General features: G+C 53.5%; 18 protein-coding genes. All 18 read right to left on the bottom strand.

The features are described from left to right. Window positions 1-19: 19 nt before the first annotated feature. The 18 genes from ACSOSI_RS11705 to ACSOSI_RS11620 all read right to left on the bottom strand — a co-directional run bounded on the left by ACSOSI_RS11705 (window position 20) and on the right by ACSOSI_RS11620 (window position 18,137). Entirely contained in the window at window positions 20-1,462 is a 1,443-nt protein-coding gene (locus tag ACSOSI_RS11705; protein WP_476707134.1) for a protein adenylyltransferase SelO, read from the bottom strand. 254 nt (window positions 1,463-1,716) lie between these two features. Then, window positions 1,717-2,454, bottom strand: coding sequence for an EAL domain-containing protein (locus ACSOSI_RS11700; protein WP_476707133.1), 738 nt, complete (start codon window positions 2,452-2,454; stop codon window positions 1,717-1,719). A 553-nt stretch (window positions 2,455-3,007) separates the two neighbouring features. Beyond that, the gene (locus tag ACSOSI_RS11695) at window positions 3,008-4,021 is read right to left on the bottom strand and encodes a lipoate--protein ligase A (RefSeq protein WP_476707132.1); all 1,014 of its coding nucleotides are present in this window, start codon (window positions 4,019-4,021) and stop codon (window positions 3,008-3,010) included. 57 nt (window positions 4,022-4,078) lie between these two features. Further along, window positions 4,079-4,543, bottom strand: coding sequence for an NlpC/P60 family protein (locus ACSOSI_RS11690; RefSeq protein WP_012144893.1), 465 nt, complete (start codon window positions 4,541-4,543; stop codon window positions 4,079-4,081). Between the two features lie 173 nt (window positions 4,544-4,716). Then, on the bottom strand, window positions 4,717-5,109 hold the full coding sequence (gene arnF / locus ACSOSI_RS11685; RefSeq protein WP_012144892.1) for a 4-amino-4-deoxy-L-arabinose-phosphoundecaprenol flippase subunit ArnF: 393 nt from the start codon (window positions 5,107-5,109) through the stop codon (window positions 4,717-4,719). Next, entirely contained in the window at window positions 5,106-5,453 is a 348-nt protein-coding gene (gene arnE, locus ACSOSI_RS11680; protein ID WP_476707131.1) for a 4-amino-4-deoxy-L-arabinose-phosphoundecaprenol flippase subunit ArnE, read from the bottom strand. Before arnE ends, arnF begins: the two co-directional genes overlap by 4 nt. Further along, window positions 5,450-7,117, bottom strand: a complete 1,668-nt coding sequence (arnT, locus tag ACSOSI_RS11675) for a lipid IV(A) 4-amino-4-deoxy-L-arabinosyltransferase (RefSeq protein ID WP_476707130.1) — start codon at window positions 7,115-7,117, stop codon at window positions 5,450-5,452. The genes arnE and arnT overlap by 4 nt, the downstream gene beginning before the upstream one ends. Further along, entirely contained in the window at window positions 7,114-8,019 is a 906-nt protein-coding gene (gene arnD, locus ACSOSI_RS11670; protein WP_476707129.1) for a 4-deoxy-4-formamido-L-arabinose-phosphoundecaprenol deformylase, read from the bottom strand. Before arnD ends, arnT begins: the two co-directional genes overlap by 4 nt. Continuing rightward, the gene (gene arnA, locus ACSOSI_RS11665) at window positions 8,016-9,998 is read right to left on the bottom strand and encodes a bifunctional UDP-4-amino-4-deoxy-L-arabinose formyltransferase/UDP-glucuronic acid oxidase ArnA (protein WP_476707128.1); all 1,983 of its coding nucleotides are present in this window, start codon (window positions 9,996-9,998) and stop codon (window positions 8,016-8,018) included. The genes arnD and arnA overlap by 4 nt, the downstream gene beginning before the upstream one ends. Then, the gene (gene arnC, locus ACSOSI_RS11660) at window positions 9,998-10,978 is read right to left on the bottom strand and encodes an undecaprenyl-phosphate 4-deoxy-4-formamido-L-arabinose transferase (protein WP_012144887.1); all 981 of its coding nucleotides are present in this window, start codon (window positions 10,976-10,978) and stop codon (window positions 9,998-10,000) included. The genes arnA and arnC overlap by 1 nt, the downstream gene beginning before the upstream one ends. Next, window positions 10,965-12,119 carry a UDP-4-amino-4-deoxy-L-arabinose aminotransferase gene (arnB, locus tag ACSOSI_RS11655; protein WP_261422982.1) on the bottom strand — a complete coding sequence of 385 codons (1,155 nt, stop codon included), beginning with the start codon at window positions 12,117-12,119 and terminating at the stop codon, window positions 10,965-10,967. The genes arnC and arnB overlap by 14 nt, the downstream gene beginning before the upstream one ends. A 400-nt stretch (window positions 12,120-12,519) precedes the next feature. Further along, window positions 12,520-13,275 carry a vitamin B12 ABC transporter ATP-binding protein BtuD gene (btuD, locus tag ACSOSI_RS11650; RefSeq protein WP_012144885.1) on the bottom strand — a complete coding sequence of 252 codons (756 nt, stop codon included), beginning with the start codon at window positions 13,273-13,275 and terminating at the stop codon, window positions 12,520-12,522. A 25-nt stretch (window positions 13,276-13,300) separates the two neighbouring features. Continuing rightward, window positions 13,301-13,852 carry a glutathione peroxidase gene (locus ACSOSI_RS11645; protein ID WP_476707127.1) on the bottom strand — a complete coding sequence of 184 codons (552 nt, stop codon included), beginning with the start codon at window positions 13,850-13,852 and terminating at the stop codon, window positions 13,301-13,303. Window positions 13,853-13,893: 41 nt separating this feature from the next. Then, on the bottom strand, window positions 13,894-14,901 hold the full coding sequence (btuC, locus tag ACSOSI_RS11640) for a vitamin B12 ABC transporter permease BtuC (protein WP_476707126.1): 1,008 nt from the start codon (window positions 14,899-14,901) through the stop codon (window positions 13,894-13,896). A gap of 175 nt (window positions 14,902-15,076) precedes the next feature. After that, window positions 15,077-15,523 carry a DUF2502 domain-containing protein gene (locus ACSOSI_RS11635; RefSeq protein WP_476707125.1) on the bottom strand — a complete coding sequence of 149 codons (447 nt, stop codon included), beginning with the start codon at window positions 15,521-15,523 and terminating at the stop codon, window positions 15,077-15,079. Window positions 15,524-16,187: 664 nt separating this feature from the next. Further along, window positions 16,188-16,406 carry a DNA-binding transcriptional regulator gene (locus ACSOSI_RS11630; protein WP_476707124.1) on the bottom strand — a complete coding sequence of 73 codons (219 nt, stop codon included), beginning with the start codon at window positions 16,404-16,406 and terminating at the stop codon, window positions 16,188-16,190. An 85-nt stretch (window positions 16,407-16,491) separates the two neighbouring features. Further along, window positions 16,492-17,655: a phage late control D family protein gene (locus ACSOSI_RS11625; RefSeq protein WP_476707123.1), complete on the bottom strand. Its 1,164-nt coding sequence runs from the start codon at window positions 17,653-17,655 to the stop codon at window positions 16,492-16,494. Next, a complete protein-coding gene (locus tag ACSOSI_RS11620; protein ID WP_476707122.1) occupies window positions 17,652-18,137 on the bottom strand; it encodes a phage tail protein in 486 nt (161 codons plus the stop codon). The genes ACSOSI_RS11625 and ACSOSI_RS11620 overlap by 4 nt, the downstream gene beginning before the upstream one ends.

Here is an 18,137-nt window from a genome sequence, read left to right as displayed (position 1 = left end):
CGTCATCTTTCTTCGTCACTCAGCTAGAGCAAGAAATTTCCAGATGTTTGCCCCAATCCGGCGGCAACGCGGCGAGATCGTCATACTCTGGGTTATCCGCGAATGGCGCCAGTAACGCCTGATGCAGCCGCGCCAGCTTACTGACATCATCTTGTTCGGCGCTTTCTATCGCCTGTTGCGCCAGATAGTTGCGCAGGATTAGCTTCGGATTCACTGCCTTCATCGCCTGCTGGCGCTGCGCGTCACTTATCTGTTCTTGCTGCAGGCGCTGGCGGTACTGCTGATACCAGCCATCGAATGCGGCGCGATCGATAAATTCATCTCGCAGTGGCGACTGCGCCTGCTGCTGCTCCGTCTGGCTTAGCAGGCGGAATGTCCGGCTATAGTCCCGGCCCTCTTGCGCCATCAGACTCAGCAACCCGGTCAGCAAATCGTTATCCTGCTGCGACTGGGTGAAAAAGCCGAGCTTGGCTCTCATCTGTTCCCCATAGGCACGCATCAGGGCCGGTTCATAGGCCGTCAGCGCATTTTGCAACTGCTCGGTGCTCATCAGCCCGGACAAGGTTTGTGCCAGGCGGTGAAGATTCCACAGCGCCACCGCCGGCTGGTTATCATAGGCATAACGCCCCTGATGATCGGAATGGTTACAGATATAGTCAGGCTTATAATCGTCAAGGAAGCCGTAGGGACCATAGTCGATGGTGATACCCAAAATCGACATGTTATCGGTGTTCATCACGCCGTGAGCAAAACCGACGGTCTGCCAATGGGCGATGAGCCGGGCGGTGCGTTCGACCACATCGGTAAACCACAGCAGATAGCCATCGCTCTGATCTTTAAACTGCGGCCAGTGGCGGGCAATCACAAAATCAGCCAACTGCTGCACCTGCTCCGGCTGCTTACGGTAATAAAAATGTTCGAAATGGCCGAAACGCACGTGGCTTTCCGCTACGCGTAGCAGCATCGCCCCACGTTCAGCCTGTTCGCGATAGACGGGCTGATCGCTGGTCACAATGGTCAACGCACGCGTGGTTGGAATGCCCAGATGATGCAACGCCTCGGAAGCCAGGAACTCACGGATCACCGAGCGCAGCACCGCACGGCCGTCGCCCATACGTGAATACGGCGTCAGCCCGGCCCCTTTCAGATGCCAGTCCATGCTGCGACCATCCGCCAGCCGCTGTTCACCCAGCAAAATGCCGCGACCATCACCCAATTGCCCGGCCCAGACGCCGAACTGATGACCGCTGTACACCTGTGCCAGCGGCCGCATACCCGGCAGCAGCGTTTCTCCCGCCCAAATAGGGGTTTTATCCTGAGTAAACCAGCTTTCGTCCAGCCCCAGCTCATGCGCCAGTGGCTCGCTGTGATACAGCAGGCGAGTCCCCGTTAACGGCGTGGGGTTCAATTCGGTATAAAAACCGGCTAATTGTTGTTGGTAAGCATTTTCAAACTGCGGCATAGGCCCTCCGTTCCACCTAGTGTAGAGCCTGGGCGTGGGGATTAACACGGAAGAAATGCAGGGAGAACGCATCTGCCTGATACCAGGACAGATGCGAGAGGATTGGCTTTTATGTATACCGATACGGCTTAAAAGCCTTTTTGCGCTGATGAATAAAATACTTTATCAGCGAGAGAATGATAATGAATAACAGTAGCGGGATAGCAGCCAACCTCATCCCGGCCATTATTGGAACCATTGTGTGTGTAGTACTCTCAATTATTGTTTTTGAACTCATCGGGCGTTACCCGTAACGCTGCCAAATTATCCACACCAACGCTGGGCCATAAAAAACCTTGCAGGCCAAAAACACCGGCGTGTCTGAGCTTATTAAAATACTCCTCCCTCTCTATTCCTTCGACGATGACTCCCTTGCACAGCAGATTGATATTCTTTAATAGCGAATCAATGACCACGTCATAACCCTGGTGGGTAAACAGCTGCCAGTAAAATCGCTTATCGATTTTCACGTAGTCGAATAGACCATCATACAATGCGGTCAGAGTTGCCTGACCAGAACCAAAGTCGTCCAACCACAGTGAGAATCTCTCACTAAGCCGACGAATTTTTTCATTGTTTTTCCCCGCCGAAAGATTCGGAAAACCCTCGCTGATTTCAAAGGCGATAAATGACCATTGTCTGATCCGTTCGCACAATTGATCGTCAGCAAGAATCAAATCGACCAGGATTTCTTCGACATCAAGCGTCAACAATACATCGTTTTCGACAAACCAGGCGGCATTCTGCTCCGCCAAACTCAATTGTTCATTAAATAACTCAATCCTTTGCTCGGTGGACAATAAATTAATCCCAATGTCAGCCGGCATCGCCAAATCACCGTCCAGGCTATTAAAACGGTTCAAGATTTCCACCGCCAACAGCCTGCCCTCCATTGAGTAAACAGGTTGAAAAACATAGCTACTAATAAAGTCAGCTTCGAGTTGGATTTTCATTTCAATGCCATAGGCTGAATGGCGAACATCTCATCGTATATCAATATATTTTATCGATCAATCCCTGTGAGATTAATCGGAAATATCAATACAGTCAGTCATAATTTATCATTTAATTGATAGATTAAAGCTATATTAGACGGACATAACGCGGATATGAAAACAATTTGGCTTAAGGCAACAACCGTGACCCACGGCATGAATTTGAGAAGTATTTGGCTTATGTGATAAGATAATTCTGAAAATTTGACTTATCGACATTGTTTTAATTAAAGAAATTCCTATTCCGCGTTAAATATCAAATCAGTATCTCTGGCCTATGTACAACGTAGTGAGCTTAACTGATTAAATTTAATAACGCATCAATTCCTGGCGTTATTCCTTGCATTGAATCGGCAAAAAAATGCCCACCTTGATTTTCGGGTAAAATATGCTACCTGAGTGTTTTTACTGCATTTTTGTGCAAAAAAAGATTACGGCATGAAAGAGAGGCAAACTCGCGGCGTAAAAAAGGGATGAGTTGCCTCATCCCGGAGCATTCAGGATCCGAACGTTATTTGATCGTTTCAAGCAACCATTGTCGCAGCTCGGTTAATTCTGCGGCCTGCTCTGGGTACTGCACAATCAAAGCATCGCAGCAATTCGCCAACGCCTCGCTGCGATAGGTGCAGCCCACCAGCATCTCGGCCAGCCGTTGCAACGGTGCCGGGCTGAGACTGTCGGTAAAAATCTGCGCCCGGCAAATGGCGCCTTTTTCCACGTCAAAGAAGATATCTACACCACCCCAGACAAACCGTTCATTCAGCAGGTGACTGAATGCCGGCGCCTTGCCGAAATTCCATTGCCAACTGCTTTGTTTGGCAAACTGCGCGTCAAAATCCGGCAAATCGGGATAAACGTCAGGCGAAATGATTTCTGCTTTCGCAGTCTCACCATAATGGTCAAAGAACGCCTGAGTGATTGCGTCGCACACCTGGTGGTGGCTGATATCGGCTTTAAATTCCGCCAGATTGGCAACGCGAGAACGTACCGAAGTGATGCCCTTGGCCTGCAATTTTTTAGGGTCCGGATTAAGGTAGTCGGCCAGGCGATTGAGATCCGCGTTCAGCAACAAGGTGCCATGGTGGAACCCGCGATCCTGAGTTTCCCGGTAGGCCGAGCCGGAGATTTTACGCACGCCCTCTGCGGTATCAATCACCAGATCATTGCGTCCCGATGCGGTGGCCGCAATGCCCAACTGAGCCAGAGCTTGCAGAATAATGCCGGTGGAGACGGTTTTATCGTAACCGGGTTTGCCTGCCATAAAGGTAAAACAGCTATTGCCCAAATCGTGGAATACCGCACCACCGCCGCTGCTGCGGCGTGCCAGACGAATACCATCCTGCTCCATGCGGCGGGTGTTGCACTCTTTCCAGGGGTTTTGTGACTGACCAATGACCACGGTTTCGGCATTGCGCCACAGGAACAGAATTTTCTGCGTAGTCATTTCGCGGAAGATGCACTCTTCCACTGCCAGATTGAACCAGGGATCGTAGGAATCGGAAATCAACAGGCGTAAGTTACTCATGGCGGCCACCGTTAACAATGTGATACCGCCATGATACACCAAATCAAGAGGTTAGAGCTAAATGCGACGCGCCTGCCAGTAGACCTTCTTCCAGTACACGTTGTTCAGCGAGGAACGTATCACGCCGCGGCTGGTCGAGGCATGGATAAACTGATCGTTAGTGTCATAAATGCCAACGTGCAAACCATTCTCACCGCCACCGGTTTTGAAAAACACCAGATCGCCGGGCATCAGCTCATCGCGCGAGACTTTGGTTCCCAGCGAGGTTTGCTCTTCAGTAGAGCGTGGTAATTGCATATCGAAACGATCGCTGAAGGTGCGATAAACAAACCCGGAGCAGTCGACGCCACCGCGGTCTAACCCGCCATAGCGATAAGGGGCACCGTACCATTGACGCAGCTGTTCGTTTAACTGAGCGACAACCACAATCGAATCGGCCAATTTGCCGCTCGGCGGCGGCGCATGGCTGCTACAACCGGCAAGAATTAAACTGGCTAATAAAAACCAAATACGCATCCGCATAATATCCCTTCATTGAACAGATTGCCGCTTTATGCCTCCCGCTAAAGCATACCGCCTGCGAGGCAAAGCCGACACCAGCTAAGGAAAGCGCTATTTTTGGCTAATTTATCCCCCTGTAGGGGAAAAAGGCAAGCATGGTGAAGGAGATAATCGAATTGACGCCGTTTTTCGCGCTATTGGGGCGTTTTTACCTTGGCCTGACTGTTAATCAGCCACACGCCAAACAGGATAAACAGCGTGCCCAAGGTTTTCAGCAGCGTGGCGGATTCATTAAACCAGGGCAGGATCACCGCGGCCAGATAGACCAGCGCATAACTTACACTCAACAGCGGGTAAGCACGATTGAGTGGTAAATGGTGCAGCGCGAAGAACCAACACAGCATTGACAGCGCATAGCCAAAAATACCGCCGCTGACCACCACTAACGGCAACCAATACTGCATAAACAGGTTCAGGGTGACGTCGGCAAATGACATCAGGGGGATCTGCGCCATACCCCACTTCATCAGCAACTGTGCCAGCGTGACTAACAGCACGCTGGCCGCGCCCCAGGCATAACCTCTCATGGATTGATACTCATCAGCAGGATCCCCAGCATGATTGAAACCACTCCGTACCAATGGCGTGCGGTAGTGGGCTCATTAAACAGCCAGCGGGCGGCCAGCGTCACCAGAACAAAATTCAGGCTGAGCGTCGGATAAGCCAGGCTGAGCGGCAAACGTTGCAACACATTAAGCCACACCGCCATGCCCAGTCCCAACAGCAAAACGGCCAGCGCCAACCAGCGCAGCGTTACCCCCCGCCTGATTTCGGGAGGTAACTGCCAGCTCAGAGCGGCCTGTTTCTGGCACAGCTGCCCACCACAGGTGAGCAGACTGACCACGACCACCAACAAATAGCCGACTATCATGGCTGCTGTTGGTACCAGAACAACGCCAGACGATTCATCACCTCAACCTTATCTGCTTTCGGCAGTTTTTGCTGATCAATGCTTTCTCCACGCGACAACTGCAACACCAGTGAGACATCGCCCTGCTTGCGCGCCTGTGCCAGCCACTGCGGGAAATCGCTGTCGCTGATGAGATGGCTGCGGGCATCCGGATACTCCAAACCGTAGGACACTTCCCCCTTCTGGTTAAACATCAATACGTCGCTGCGCTTCAACTCCCAGGCCAACCCAGCCGCTACGCCAACGCTGTCGGTCAGCACGTAGCGGCTATGGCCTAACTCAGCCATATTCACCCGGATAAAGTTTTGCGGCAGCTTGGAGTCGGTCACCTGCTGCGGAATGGCGTAACCAATCAACAAACACAGCAACAATGGGCAAGCCGCTGCCCAGCTCCAGCGTTGCGCATTATTACGCACCGACACTACGGCAAACAACAACCAACCGGCAAAGGCGATAATGCCGATAACAATCTTCGGCCACTCTTGCGCGGTAAACAAATGCACTTTGGGTAACAGTCCGGAGCCCAGAACCACCAGCGCCAGGATGCAGATTGAGCCAAACAATCCGTTTAATACGGCGTTAACCTTGAATACCTTGCTGCGCAATGCCGCCACGCAGTCTTCGGCATAGGCTGCCATCAGCAATGCCAGGGGTGCCATGCACGGTAAAATATAGGTCGGCAGCTTACCCTTGGCGATACTGAAGAAGATCAACGGCATCATTACCCAGCTAAGCAGGAAGAACAGTTCCGGACGCTGAACGCGTTCCCGCCAGCCCTTGAGCAAGGAGCCCGGCAGTAGCGCCAACCAGGGCAACACCGCCGCCATCAAAACCGGGACGTAATACCAGAACGGGGCTTTATGTTGCGCATTGTCCTCGGCGAAACGTTGAATATGCTCCACCCAGAAGAAGTAGTTCCAGAAATCCGGCTCACGTTGTGCGATGGCCAGCGCCCAAGGCAAGCTCAGCAGCACCGCCACTACGATAGCCACTGGGCCGTAGATCAGCAGGTCTTTAATTCGCCGCTGTTGAATGACAATCGGGATCACCGCGATCACCGGCACCGCCAGTGCCAGGAAGCCCTTGGTCATAAAGCCCATGCCGCAGGCCAGCCCCAACAGCACGTAGCCGCCCAGCTTGCCTTTGGCCGTGGTCGCTTTCAGCGTCAGATAATAACTGACCATCGCGGCGGCCAGCCACAAGGAGATCATCGGGTCCAACACGCTGTAGGTACCGATGCTGAATACCAGAACCATCGACAGGAAAATCAACGTCGCCAGGCTGGCACGGCGCGCATTGCGCCACATCAGCATTGCCAGTGCGAATACCAGCAGCGCCGTCATGCCGGTACTGAATACCGAACCGAAGCGCACCGCAAAGTTGGTATCGCCAAACAACCATTGGCTGATGTTATTGAACCAGTAGCCGGCCACCGGTTTTTCAAAATAACGCAGGCCAAGCAAATGTGGCACTACCCAGTCGCCGCGTTGCAGCATTTCGCGGCTAATCTCGGCGTAGCGGGTTTCATCCGGTTGCCATAGCAGGCGGCCGTTGAGCGGAATCAGGTAAACCAGTGCAAAAAAAATGGCCAACAAAATGGCCCATGATCCTTTTAGCGCCTTCATGAATCGTCCTTCACATCGGTTTGACAACCCAGCCAACCTTCGCGGCCAGGGAAAGGAGCGCGCTCAACGCGGCCCAATGGCAATGACGCCAAATCTTGAGGCAACAGTGCGCTTAACGGACAGAATTCTATGCCCTGCCGTTGCGCCCGCTGCAGTAACTGCTCAAACATTGCGGCCTGTGACATGCCCTCCACTTCGGTATGAATGGTATACACCGGCACACCGCGATCGTTTTCAATCTCCCGCAGAATGTAATCGTTGAAATCATTCATACTCACTTCACTGCCAATCACCTCATCAAAGGTAGGCAGCGTGACCGGGATTTGTACGGTTCCCAACCGACCATCGCTTAACACCGGACGGAAGGGATGGGTGCCACGACAGTCGCTGTTGTAGTGAAAACCAAAACGCTGCTTCACTTCCAGCACCCGCGTATCGGCACGCCAACCGGCAACCGCCGAACATTTGACAGGCTGACCGGTACTGTTGGCCAGCGCATCCACACCGAGCTGAACCTGCTGCATCAGTTGCGCTTCTGACCAACGGCCAACTTTGGCCTGCCACCCCTGGTGATCCCAGGCGTGCAGCCCCACTTCATGCCCAGCCTGTGCAGTCAGTTTCATCAACGGCCCCAGGGCACGGGCAATATTACGCCCCGGCCAGGCCGTGCCTGCCAGCAAAATATCCCAGCCGTACAGTGACGCGGCATTGGAGCGCAGCATTTTCCACAGGAATTTCGGACGCAAAAGGCGCCACAAATGGCGCCCCATATTGTCCGGTCCAACGCTGAAGAAGAAACTGGCCTGAATATTGTACTTGTCGAGCAGCTCCAGCAACTGCGGCACCCCCTCTCGGGTGCCGCTGAAGGTATCTACGTCAACTCGCAGACCGACTTTCTTCATGCACCGTCACCTTCCTGAACGGTCGTACGCAGGAAGTAATCCAACGTATCAGCGACGGTTTGCTGCATGGCGATGGTTGGCTGCCAATCCAGCAAGCGGCGGGCATTCTTGATGCTCGGCGTGCGGTGCTCAACGTCCTGATAGCCTTTACCGTAATAGCTGCTGCTTTCAACGTCCTTGAAGCCGGCAAAGGGTGGGAAACGGTCACGCAGCGGATGGTTGTTGAAGCTTTCGAGCAGCATTTCTGCCAACTCGCGGATACTGGCTTCGTTGGTCGGGTTACCGATGTTGACGATCTGGCCATCGCACAGGCCATCACGGTTTTCGATAATGCGGAACAGAGCTTCGATACCGTCATTGATGTCGGTGAAGCAACGTTTTTGCGCCCCGCCGTCCATCAATTTAATTGGCGAGCCTTCCACCAGGTTGAGGATCAGCTGGGTAATGGCGCGAGAAGAGCCGATACGTGCGGCATCCAGGTTATCCAGACGCGGGCCCATCCAGTTAAACGGACGGAACAGCGTGAACTTCAAACCTTCTTTGGCACCGTAGGCCCAGATCACTCGATCCAGCAACTGCTTGGATACCGAGTAAATCCAGCGCTGTTTGTTGATCGGGCCGACAATCAGGCGTGAGTGGTCTTCGTCGAATTCCTTGTCGTCACACATGCCGTACACCTCGGAGGTGGACGGGAAGATAATGCGCTTGTTGTATTTCACGCAGTCGCGGACGATTTTCAGGTTTTCTTCGAAATCCAGCTCGAATACGCGCAGTGGGTTGCGGGTGTATTCAATCGGTGTGGCAATCGCCACCAGCGGCAGGATCACGTCACATTTCTTGATGTGGTACTCGATCCACTCGGAGTGGATGCTGATATCCCCTTCCACAAAGTGGAAGCGCGGGTTACCCAGGAAACGGCTGATGGCGTCAGAACCGATATCCAGACCGTAGATATCATAGCGGTCATCACGCAGCAGGCGTTCGGTCAGGTGGTTACCGATAAAGCCGTTAACGCCGAGGATCAGCACGCGGGCTCTGCGTTTCATCACTGCGTTTGGCTTGGCGGCCAGGCGCACGTCGGTGACGATCCCCATTTCCTGCGCCAGACGGCTGCCTTGCACGTACAAACCGACATCGTTTTGGCCGGCCACAATTTCCAGCGCGCCTTCACCGCAGGCAATGATCAGCGGAGAGGTACTGAGCACGGTACCCGGTTGCTTGTCATGCTTGGTATCCAGCACGCGGGCACGCCAGACAATCAGTTTACGCTGGCCAAGGTAGCTGAAAGCACCAGGGTAAGGTTCGGTCACGGCACGGACCAGGTTGTTGATTTCCTGCGCTGATTTATGCCACAGAATTTCACCATCTGCCGCGGTGCGACGACCAAAATAGCTGGCTTCAGCTTCATTTTGCCTGGTGAATGAGGCCGTCCCGTTTTTCAGCTTCGGCAGTTGCTCTTTCAGCAGCGCCTGTGCCGCTTCCAGCACTTTTTTGTGCAGGGTCAGCGCGGTATCGTTAGCGGCAATCGCCACTTTGTGCTGGCCAACAATATCACCGGCATCCGGACGCTTAACCATTTTGTGCAGCGTGGCACCGGTTTCGGTTTCCCCATTTACCAGCGCCCAGTTTACCGGTGCGCGACCACGGTAATGCGGCAGCAGTGAGCCATGCAGATTGAAGCCGCCTTTTGGCGCCAGTGACAGCAGCTCTTCGCTCAGCATATTGCGGTAATAGAATGAGAAAATAATGTCAGGCTGCATCTCGCGGATACGTTCGATCCACAGTGGATGGTTAACGTCTTCCGGCGCATAAACCGGCAACTCCAATTCGGCACCCACACGGGCAACGGAGGAGAAAAAGTTGTTCTCACCAGGATCGTCGGTATGGGTGAATACCGCCTGAATATCATAGCCCGCGTCAGTCAGCGCTTTCAGACCAGCGCAGCCAATATCATGGTAAGCAAATACGATAGCTTTCATTATTCTTCTTCCTGAGTATTGTGGTTCGGCTGTTCACCGACCACTTTCTGAACAAAATAACGGGGACGAGCACGAACGTCGGTATAGATGCGACCGATGTACTCTCCCAACAGGCCCATGCCGACAAATTGGGCGCCGATAAAGGTAAACAGCACGGCAAACAGGGTGAACACCCCGCCGCCCGACCATTCAGGTCCCATAATCAAACGCAAGGCGATCAACAGCACCGCCAGCAAAAAACCTGACAGCGCCACCACACTGCCCACCACGCTGAGCAAACGCAGCGGCGTCGTGGTCAGGCAGGTGATCAGGTCATACATCAGGTTAATCAGCTTCATCAGGCTGTATTTGGAATCACCAAACTCGCGCTCCGCATGCAGCACTTCAATTTCAGTGGTGCGGCGGGCAAAGGTATTCGCCAGAATGGGGATAAAGGTACTGCGCTCGTGGCAGTTCAACATCGCCTCGATAATATGGCGGCGATAGGCGCGCAGCATGCAGCCGTAATCCCCCATCGATTTACCAGTGGCGCGTTGGATCATCATATTGATGATGCGCGAAGCGCTTTTGCGGAACCAGGAATCCTGACGGTTGGCACGCACGGTTCCCACCACGTCGTAACCTTCTTCCGCCACTTTCACCAGACGCGGGATCTCTTCCGGCGGGTTTTGCAAATCGGCATCCAGCGTAATCACCAGATCGCCACTTACCTGATTGAAACCGGCCATGATCGCCGAATGCTGCCCATAGTTACGGTTAAGCAACACGGCAATCACGCAGCTGCCCGGCTGTTCGGCCGCGGCGGTCAGCATATCGGCAGAATTGTCGCTGCTGCCGTCATCGACCAGGATAATTTCATAAGGTTGGGTCAGTTGTTTACAGGCGGCGGTGGTACGTTCGAGCAAGGCAGGCAAACTTTCCTGCTCGTTATAGACCGGGATCACCACCGAAACTTTTTTTATCGGTTCAACGCGAGACACGTAACGACTCCACAACAGAAGACAAGGCTTTAACCACGCGATCAACATCGGCGTCGGTCATATCAGGGAATAGCGGCAAGGTGCACAGACGTGCCGAGTTCCATTCGGTATTGGGCAAGGAAAGCTGCGGATAGCGATCGCGATAAAACTTCTGGGTATGGGCGGCACGGAAATGCAGGCCGGTACCGATACCCATTTCTTTCAGGCGTTCCATCAACTGGTCGCGATCGATACCGCAGCGTTCAGCGTCAACGCGCACCATAAACAGATGCCAGGCATGGTCGTGCGGATAATCAGGTAATCCCAACGGCAGGAAAGGCGAACCTTCCAGAGCGGTGAGGTAACGTTGCGCCAGCGCCTTGCGGCGAGCATTAAGCTCCGGCAAACGGGCCAACTGCACCACGGCGATAGCCGCGTGGATATCGGAAAGATTGTATTTGTAACCAGGCTCGACCACTTCGGCCTGGGGTTTGCGCCCCAACTGCTGGCGATCAAAAGCATCAACGGCCAGGCCGTGGAACTTCAGACAGCGCAGGCGATCTGCCAGTTGGTCGTCGTCGGTGGCGATCAGGCCGCCTTCGGCACAGGTCAGGTTTTTTATCGCATGGAATGAGAAAATCGCCGTGCCGCGAGCGCCCACCCACTCACCATTGTAACGGGCGCCCACCGCATGAGCGGCGTCTTCAATCAGGGGGAGATTATGGCGTTTTGCCACCTCACGCAGTGCATCCATCTGCAACGGTGCGCCGGCGTAGTGCACCGGGACAATGGCTTTGGTTTTCGTCGTAATGGCGGCTTCAACATCACTGGCGCTGACCATCAGCGTATCGCGGTCAACGTCAATCATCACCGGCGTCGCACCGAGCAATTCAATCATGTTGAGGGTAGAAACCCAGGTCTGGGACGGGGTGATAACTTCGTCACCCGGGCCAATGTTCAACGCCATCAGGGTGATATGCATACCTGCAGTAGCGGAACAGACGGCAATGGCGTGTTTACAGCCGAAGGTGGCACAGAACTCACTTTCCAACTGCTGATTTTGCGGCCCGGTGGTGATCCAGCCTGAGCGCAATACCTTTTCTACCGCCGCGATCTCTTCATCGCCAATCGCCGGGCGTGAGAAAGGTAAAAATTGATCCATAGTTAACCCCAAACGTATCAAATTGCTTTAATGACACTGTAGATCTCTTTTATTTAACGAATATTAAACGCCAGAGAGAATCGTTCCTGATGGATTAACTGCCAATGTACGGCCGCAAGCTTAACTAAACCTTAAGATGCAATTTATTATCAGCTAACTATCTGATCTGCGGGGGCCATCATCATTAAATTTAATTGATTTCAAAATCAATTAGTTATAGTTATATGTAATTATATAATTATTCTGTTTGAACTTAATCATCGTAGCACTTCAGCGACGGCTTTCAAGATTGATGAGGTATTTTTGGGAAGCAAGGGGAAATAAAGCCGGTCGTTATCCGGCTATTTATATCAGGTCCGTTTATTTTTCGTTTAAGTCGCATTTTCAATGCGCTAACGCATTATGCCGTCCTGGTCATAATCCAGCGTTGATCGCCTACCGCCTGCAGGTGAAAATCCACGTCATAGATCTGTGAAAGCAATACCGGCTCCATCACTTCCCGCGTGGTTCCCTGCGCGACAAGACGCCCGGCATGCAGCAACCAGACCCGATCGGCCTGCTGCAAGGTATGATTAAGGTCGTGCGCGCAAACCAACGCGCTACGTCCACTCTGACAAAACTCACGCAGTAACCGATCCAGCGCTACTTTTTGCGCCACGTCCAGGCTATTGGTCGGTTCATCCAGTAGCAGCAGTTGGCTGTAAGGATTGACCGTCGGCCAAACCTGCAGTAATACCGCGGCCAGCCGCACCCGCTGCCATTCACCGCCGGACAACTGAGTCAGCATGCGCGGCAGCTTGTCCATCAGTTTAAAACGCTGGCACAGATAAACAATAGTGCTCTCCAGCGCCTGTTCCGTGCTACCTGCAGGCCGGTGCAGTTCCAGATACTGGAATACCGGCATCAGCGCCACTGGCGGCTGTTGCTGGCTTAAATAAGCACGGCGCAGAGCCAGTTCATTGCCCTGATAACCTGCCAGCGGCTGGTCTGCCAGCCGGATCTCGCCCGTGCCAGGCAGCATGCCTGCCAAACACGCCAGCAGTGTACTTTTGCCGGCACCGTTCGGACCAATAAGGTGAAACTGCAACCCAGCATCGACCTGTGCTGAAAATGGGGCCAGACGCCCTTCTACCCCAACCTGACTGAGTTGCAGCATTATGAATTATCGCTCCTTCTTTATATTACTTGGCCAACGCCTGTTTGACGGCGGCCACCAACACAGGATCTTCCGGTGTCATATCCGGAGAGAAACGTTGGATCACATTGCCATCACGCCCGATCAGGAATTTCTCAAAATTCCACAGAATGTCACCGGTTTGCTTTGGTGCCCGGCCTTTACTGCTCATGCGCTCCAGGAATCCACTGTCCTGCGGCACCACGGCTTGCGGTTCGGCGGCAATCAGCGCCTGGTACAGCGGGTGGCGGTTTTCGCTGTTCACTTCAAGCTTGGCAAACATCGGGAACTCAACGCCAAAGGTGCCACGGCAAAACGCCAGGATCTCTTCGTTGCTGCCAGGCTCCTGCCCGAGGAACTCGTTGGATGGGAAGCCCAATACCTCAAAACCCTGGTCACGGTAGGTTTCGTACAGGGCTTCCAGCCCGGCATATTGCTTGGTCAGGCCGCATTCCGAAGCCACATTGACCACCAGCAACACGCTGCCTTTATATTTGCCCAGCGTGGTCGATTGATTCTCGATAGTGTTCAACGGAATGTCATAAATCGCTTGAGTCATGGAGCTTATCCTCTTGTTTTACTTGCAGGTGAACAGAGAAACTACCTTAAGCTTTTTACCCGGGTCAGTAGCCAGATAAATAGCGGTGCCCCCAGCGTGGCGGTTACCACGCCGATGGGTAATTCAGCCGACAGCAGCGTAATACGCGCCACCACATCGGCCGCCAGCAACACACCGGCGCCAGCCAGTGCGCAGCCCGGCAATAAATATCGCTGATTGGTCAGGCCACTGAGACGCAGCATGTGCGGTATGACCAGTCCGACAAAACCAATCACCCCGGCCAAAGCCACACTGACACCCACCAGCCAGCCGATGGCCAGCACCAGTAGATTACGCCACAGATGCAGGGAAAGCCCAAGTTGACGCGCCTGTACTTCACCCAGCGCCATAAAGTTTAGCGCCTTGCCCTGGCAACACAGCCAAAGCAGCACCGGTAACAATGCCAGCACCAGCCATTTCTGCCGCCAGTCTACACCGCCAAAACCGCCCATCATCCAATACATCAGCTGGCGCAGGTCCAGGCTGGAACTAAAATACACCGCCCAGGTCATCACCGCGCTACACACAATGCCCAAGGCAACACCCACCAGCAGTAGACGCGCATTGGTCAGACGTTTTCGACGGGCAAAGCTCAGCAACAGAAAGGTCATGATCAGCGCGCCGGCAATGGCACTCAGGCTCATAAATGCTACCGGCAGCAGGCCGTTGCCCAGCAGCACCGTTAGCACCAATGCCACCCCAGCGCCGTTGGCGACGCCCAGCAAACCTGGCTCGGCCAGCGGATTTTCAAACAGCGACTGCATTATCGCCCCGGCCACCGCCAGGCTGGCCCCCACCAACATCACTGCCAGCGCGCGCGGCAGGCGTAATTGCCAGACAAACAGCTGCGCGGCCTCACCCGACCACTGTGAGGGCCACAGCCAAACGTCGCCCGCACTGAGGCTGAAAACAAAGGCCACGGCAACACCCAGCGTTAGCAGCAACAGTTGGCGTTTATCGCGATGGCGTTGTTTGTGCAGCAATAAGGTAAAGGTCTGGCTGGCTGACATAGGCGTGGCGATTCCCTGCGGGCCGCCAAGGCGGCCGAATAATTGACGTCTGGGTCAAATATTAGGGGGTTAGTGCCCGAAGGGAAAGCATTGCATCAGGAGAATCACAGGAAAACAGCAGCTAATCCTGCCGGTCACCCGTAAGTGATGGCAAAATCAGCCGCCGTTGAATCAATCAGCGACGCGGGTCGTTATCGTTTTGCGGGTAAGGTTTGCCATGGCCATTGTCCTTACCACGGTCATTGTTCTTACCACGGTCATTGTCACGACCGCCGTTATCATGATGGTTGCCATTGTCACGGTGGTCGCCGTCTTTACGATTATCGCGTTCACCGTGGAACGGGTTACCGCCACGATGATCGTAACCCCGCGGCGGCGAGGATTGCCAGCGGCCACCATCCCAATACATACCCCGATTGTTGCGCTCCCCCATGCCACGCCCCTGGTGCTCATGCCACCACTGCGGCGGACGCCAGTCATAACCATCCCAATAGTAACCCCGACGGTCCTGATCCCCCAGATGAACCGCCACTCCCGGCACGTTGATATCGATAGAGACATCCGCCTGCGCAGCCACCGGCAGCAACAGCGGTAAACACACCAGCAACAGGATCTTTTTCATTGTACGCTCCGACTTTATTTTCTTGCTGAGTGGGTTATATCAGTGTGCTTATTTTGCGCCTATCTCACCAACGCCTATTTTCGGATCGTTTTCATCACCCTTACACATTCCATACGTTTTATTTTTTTGAATAAAACAGCCGCTAACAACCTTTAACGAATAGCTGAAACACCGAATGCCGAACGCTATTTATAATAAGACAGACACCTACCAGAGAAACAATATTATGATTAAACGCATTGGACTGCTATTAAGCGTTGTAGTACTGAGCACGGCGCTAAGTGCCTGCTGCTTCGGGCCTCACGGTGGGGGGCATCGTGGCGATGGCGGACCGGGGCACTACTACAATAACTATTAATCCCCAGGGGCTTCGGTCCCTGATTTATTCCAACCCCATCATAATATAAAATAAATATAAGAATAATCCGCAATCAATAAATTATTTAAATGTGAAGGGCTGGCGTCAATTTTATTGGGTAGGCGTATTTATTTTATATAGTCTAAGAATAAACCGAAAATTTCCGCTAAAAAGAAAAAGGCCGCAAAAGCGGCCTGGTAAAGATACATTAGTCATTTGAAATAAAAGGATTTATTTCTTAGCGTGTCCACGCATTGACCACACTTCGAAAAAAAGCCCCGGAAATCCGGGGCTTCTGCGTTTTGGCTACATCAACATGCCTTGCTGGCCGTAGTGATTTGGGTGAGGTAACACCGGCACCACATGGCCGGGTTTCATAATGGTGCGTTCAATGGTTTCCATGGTGACAAATGTATGGCTGCAATTGATGTTCTGACACTGGTGATAACGCTCCTTGGTGTTCTCGCTGAGATAACGACTTGAACGAGCATGTGCAGCAGTTCCGCAGATATTGCAATGAAACATAATTTATCACCTCCACCATTCAACATTGATAAGATGATTTTAGTCTTTTTTCCTTTAATATCAATTAATTATTAACAAACCAGCCTTATCCCCCCTCCTCCTCGTACTCCACATCCGAAAGCTTAACCTCAAGCTCTAACGCCGTCGTATAGCCACTATTACTGAGTGAATGGGTGACCTTAGTGATTGTCCATGCCTGCTCGTCTATGACGCGCTTAAATCCTTTCACCGCTACCGGCGTTTCTGGGAATAAATCCGCTCGCCCCATGGCAAGATTGATAGAAAACTCAGCAACACCGCGTTGCAACTTATCCCATTTTGCCAGTGCGGCGCGCATCGCCTGCGTCTTGCTGGCATAGACCGTGGTGATAGCAAACACATTATCGGCTTCGCCGGTCATGTATTCCCCTTCCCGTTCCTCTTTCGGCTTGCTCGCTGCTTTCTTGGCGGCCACCGGCTTTGCCTTTGGGTGTTGCAGCGCACGCAAGTGCTGCGCTTTCGGTTTGCGTTTGAGTTTCACCTGCTGCTTTTGTGGCTTAGGGTCTTTGGTGTGCAGCCATTTGGCCGTGACGCCGGTATAGGCCGCGCGGTCTGCAATGGCAAACTGATGCCCGTCACCGTCGCGACGCTCAATCGTCATTTGCGGGATAGGCTTGCCGCTGGCGGTTACACCATTCCCGGCCCTGATAAATAACAGCCGCCCGGCTTTTATCGAGACCTCCGCGCCGTTACGGGTGGCGAGGCGCGTCAGGAACTTGGCGTCAGACTCCTGCGACTGGTCGATATGCGGGATTTTAATCTCGGCCAATCCTTTCGCGACACTGGCCGTCAGCTTGTTCCTCTCGGCAATCTTGCTAATCACCGCGCTAAGCGTGGTGTCGTGGTAGGACTCCTCCCGGCGGGAGTTGAGTGAACCCCGAAAATCAGCGGAGCGGGCGCGAATCGTCAGCGTGTCTGGCGCGCCCCGGTGCTCTATCTCGTCAACGGTAAAATTGCCCTTATTGAACAGTGGCGCATTTTGCCAGCCAAGGTGGAGCGTCAGCACTGCCCCCCGGTTAGGCATCATGACCTGCCCGTCGGCGTCATCCAGTTCAATATCGAGCTGGTCTACGTCAAATCCGCGATTGTCCGACAGTGTCAGCGAGAGCAGGCGGTCACTGACATTATGAGTGATATCCTTATCACCCATTTTGAGCATGAACGCCGGGGCGATGGTTGCCCCGGCATCCAATGTCATCCCGGTAATCATTGGAGCAGCCCTCTCGCCATGTTCCCGGCCTTGGCTGTCCATTCGCTCATTTGACCGAGCATCCCCTCCGCCTGTGCCTGCAAATCACCGTACATCGCCGTAAAGGACTCATCCACGCGAGTGAGTGTGAGCGTGAACTCGATGCGCCGGGCGCTGCCGGTGGAGAAAAACTCCGTGCGGGTTTCACTGACGCTGCTGACGACAAACATACCGTAAATGGTGCCAGTGCCTTCCAGCAACGGCCACGCCTTGCCCTCGGCGGCCATCGTATCAAGCAGTTGCATCGAGATTTTACCGCCGGTAATTTCCGGCAGCAGGACGCCAGATAGCGTGATTTTCTCCTCATTGACGCCGAGAAATTGCAGAGCCGGCCGCTGGCCGACGCGGCTGTTTGACGGCCAGCGATAGTCCACCGAGCGCGCCAGCGTTTGATAGGGCACGGTCTGCAACTGGAACACAAACAGCCCGAGAATTAACATCAT

The sequence above is a fragment of the Serratia sp. AR11 genome (genome assembly GCF_056376275.1).
The sequence above is the reverse complement of the archived record's forward strand: the minus strand, read 5'-3'. Positions and strand labels throughout refer to the sequence as shown.